The sequence below is a fragment of the Streptomyces sp. H27-H5 genome (assembly GCF_026627505.1).
Taxonomy (GTDB): Bacteria; Actinomycetota; Actinomycetes; order Streptomycetales; family Streptomycetaceae; genus Streptomyces.
In genome coordinates, this window is sequence record NZ_JAPNLK010000234.1 from 1 (window position 1) to 3,483 (window position 3,483).

At 67.0% G+C, this 3,483-nt stretch carries 2 protein-coding genes and 2 pseudogenes; all 4 read left to right on the top strand.

All coding sequences use genetic code 11. The features are described 5' to 3' along the window. Positions 1 to 276: 276 nt before the first annotated feature. Positions 277 to 462, top strand: coding sequence for a hypothetical protein (locus tag OTB19_RS42140; protein WP_267804148.1), 186 nt, complete (start codon positions 277 to 279; stop codon positions 460 to 462). Between the two features lie 181 nt (positions 463 to 643). Beyond that, a pseudogene (locus OTB19_RS42145) lies at positions 644 to 1,120 on the top strand (ISAzo13 family transposase); the annotation flags it as partial. Positions 1,121 to 1,369: 249 nt separating this feature from the next. Then, a pseudogene (locus OTB19_RS42150) lies at positions 1,370 to 2,182 on the top strand (IS630 family transposase); the annotation flags it as partial. A gap of 198 nt (positions 2,183 to 2,380) precedes the next feature. Next, on the top strand, positions 2,381 to 3,483 hold a 1,103-nt coding region (locus OTB19_RS42155), incomplete at its 3' end, for an IS110 family transposase (protein WP_267804149.1).

Below are 3,483 nucleotides of genomic sequence, written 5' to 3' on the forward strand. Positions count from 1 at the left end.
TCACTCACCAGAAAGGTGCCCCACTCTGCGTCCCCGATTCGTTCCAGACACTCGAATCATCGCAGGCCAGGGCACCTTTCGTGCTACCGGTCCCACTCCAGGGCGAATTCAGCTGAATGCCCGAGGTCGAGTTGCGGGAGCGTGCGGTCCGGTTGTATATGGCCGCGGATCCGAAGCCGGTGGTCCGCCGGCTGGCGGGGCAGCTCGGGGTTCATCCCGAGGGAGGCCCTGCGGACCTGGATCCGGGACGCCCGCAGCCAGGCTCCGGCCGTCTCCGTGGGCGGCAAGGGAGCCGGCCGGGGCCAGGCGGCCGGGGTGGTGGCCCGGCTGGACGGAGCGGTCGCCGAGGAGCTGGACGCGCTGCGGCGGGAGGTGATCGAGCTGCGGCGCGCGAACGAGATCCTCAAGGCGGCCAGCGCGTATTTCGCCGTCCAGCTCGACCAGACCGGCCGGCGCTCCTGACGTTCTTCGACGGACATCAGGACGCGTTCGGGGTCGAGCCGCTGCTCCGGGAACTGAACATCCCCGCCTCCACCTACTACCACTGGCGTGAGCGTCAACGCCGTCCCAGCGACCATCACCTGCGTGATGTGGAGCTCCTGGAGATGGTCCGCGACATCCACACCCGTTCCGGACGCAACTCGAGCAGCATCCGGACCGCGACCTGCAGTTCCGCTACATCAACGACCAGGTCACCACGGCCCTGACGAACGGTCAGCCTGTGATCAGCGTGGATGCGAAGAAGAAGGAATTGGTCGGCGAATACGCCAACAAGGGCCTCGACTGGCGACCGGCTGGCGATCCCCGCCGGGTCGGTGTGCACGACTTCCCCGGTGAGCAGGGCAAGGCGGTGCCCTACGGGATCTACGACCTGGCCGCGAACGCCGGCTGGGTGTCGGTGGGCAGCGACGGCGACACCGCGCAGTTCGCCGTGGAGACTATCCGCCGCTGGTGGACCACCGTCGGCCACCCCGCCTACCCCCGGGCCACCCGACTTCTGGTCACCGCCGACGCGGGCGGATCGAACGGCTACCGTCTGCGACTGTGGAAGAAGGAACTGGCCGCGCTGGCACAGGAGATGGGACTGGCAATCACGGTGTGCCACATGCCGCCAGGCACCCAATGCCGTTGCTTGAGTTAGTGAACTATCGCGGGGTGTAGCGTGATGACCTTGGCCTGCGTTCCGCGTAATTCGGCTGGTCTAGAGGGTTCGATGCGGTGAAGTGCCTGGTCAGCGGCCTCGTTGGTGCCGAGCGGGCTGGAATGGCCTAGAGAAACGCTTTGGCTCATTGTCCATCAACCGCATGGGTCAGGCGTGTATGGTCTAGTGTCCCGAGTCTCAGGAAATCCATAGAAGTATGCTGATCTCATGGCGCGCATGGGACGGCCGACGGCCGAGGTGGTTCTGACGGACGACGAGCGAGAGACGCTGCTGCGTTGGTCGCGGCGGGCCACCTCGGCACAGGCTCTCGCGCTGCGTTGCCGCATCGTTCTTGCCTGCGCCGACGGACTGTCAAATGTGCAGGTGGGGGCAGAACTCAAGGTGCATCCGACCACCGTAGGTAAGTGGCGCAAGCGGTTCGCCGTGGACCGACTCGATGGGCTTGCAGACGAGAAGCGGCCAGGGCCTGCGCGCACGGTGACCGACGAGTTGGTTGAGGACGTGGTCGTACGAACCCTGGAGACGACACCGAAGGGCGCCACGCATTGGTCGACGCGCGAGATGGCGAAGGAGAGCGGACTGAGCCAGTCGACCGTCTCCCGGATCTGGCGCACCTTCGGCCTCAAGCCCCACCTCGTGGACACCTTCAAGCTGAGCAAGGACCCGCAGTTCATCGAGAAGGTACGGGACGTCGTCGGCCTCTACCTGGACCCGCCGGAGCGGGCCATCGTGCTGTGCGTGGATGAGAAGTCACAGATCCAGGCACTGGACCGATCAGCCCCGGTCCTGCCGATGATGCCCGGCATGCCCGAGCGCCGCACCCACGACTACCTTCGCGGCGGCGTCACCACCCTGTTCGCAGCACTGAACACCGCAACCGGCGAAGTCATCGGCTCGCTCCACCGCCGCCACCGCGCCTCGGAGTTCAAGAAGTTCCTCGCCAAGCTCGACAAGGAGGTCCCCGCCGAGCTGGACGTCCACCTGATCTGCGATAACTGTGAGACTCGTGGGGTGCCGTCGGGGGCCGGAGCCTGACCCGTGCGACAACTGGCCGCAGCTGCCTTGGAGTAGATCTGTCGGCTTCCGGCCCCGGGCGGTGCGTGCTGCCGCCGGCCCGCTGGACGTGTCCCGATAGGGGCTTTGCTGCACAAAGCACCGTCACAGTTCTGACCGCCCACCGGACCGGCGTCGGCCACCAGCCCCAGTTCGAGGAGCCTTGTGACCATCACCAGCATGCCCCAGCCCACGCTGCCCGCGCAGCACGCCCCGGACCTGGCAGAGGACGTGATCCTGGGGGTCGATACCCACAAGGACGTTCACGTCGCCGCCGTGATCACCATGCTGGGAGCCTCGCTCGCCCACCAGGAGTTCCCGACCACCGCTGTCGGCTATCGCCAGCTGATCGCGTGGGCCAGGTCGTTCGGTGTCGTCCGGCGTGCCGGTGTCGAGTGCACCGGCTCCTACGGAGCCGCACTGACCAGGGCTCTGAGCAGGGAAGGCATCGACGTCGTCGAGGTCAACCAGCCCGACCGCGCTACCCGACGCAAACGCGGCAAGACCGATGCTATTGACGCGGACGCGGCAGCTCGCGCCGTTCTGTCGGGACGCGCGACGGTCACGCCCAAGACTGCGGACGGCCCGGCGGCGGACATGCGCGTCCTCCGGCTCGCCAAGGAGTCAGCCGTCAAGGCCCGTACCCAGGCGATGAATCAGCTCAAGGCCGTCCTTCTGGACGTCGACCCCGACCTGCGCGACCTGCTCACCGGCCTGACCAATCCGGCCCTGATCGCCACCTGTGCGGCCCTCGTCGACGAACGGGGCGAGGCAGTCTTCACGATGCGCCTGCTCGCCATACGGATCCAGCACCTGTCCGCGGAGGTCAAAGAACTGACCCGACGCACCACCCGGGCCGTCCGCACCTGCCGGCCGCACATGCTGGACCTGGTCGGCGTCGGCCCCGACAGCGCCGCCGTTCTACTCATCGCCGCAGGTGACAACCCTGACCGCCTCACCGACGAAGCGTCCTTCGCCGCCCTGTGCGGCGTCAGCCCCGTCGAGCAGTCCTCGGGCAAGACCCAGCGCCGACGCCTGAACCGAGGCGGTAACCGACAGGCCAACGCTGCCCTGTACCGCATCGTGATGACGCGTATCCGCTGGGACGAACGTACCCAGGCCTACCTGCAACGACGCACCGCTTGTCAACGGACAGTGGGACATCCGGGTGAGCGGACAGTTCAGATCCCTGTGCACGGACAGCTGATCTCCTCGTCCGGTATGACTATTCATCCCGCTGATGGAGGCCCGTGCGGGTGTCCGTGGCC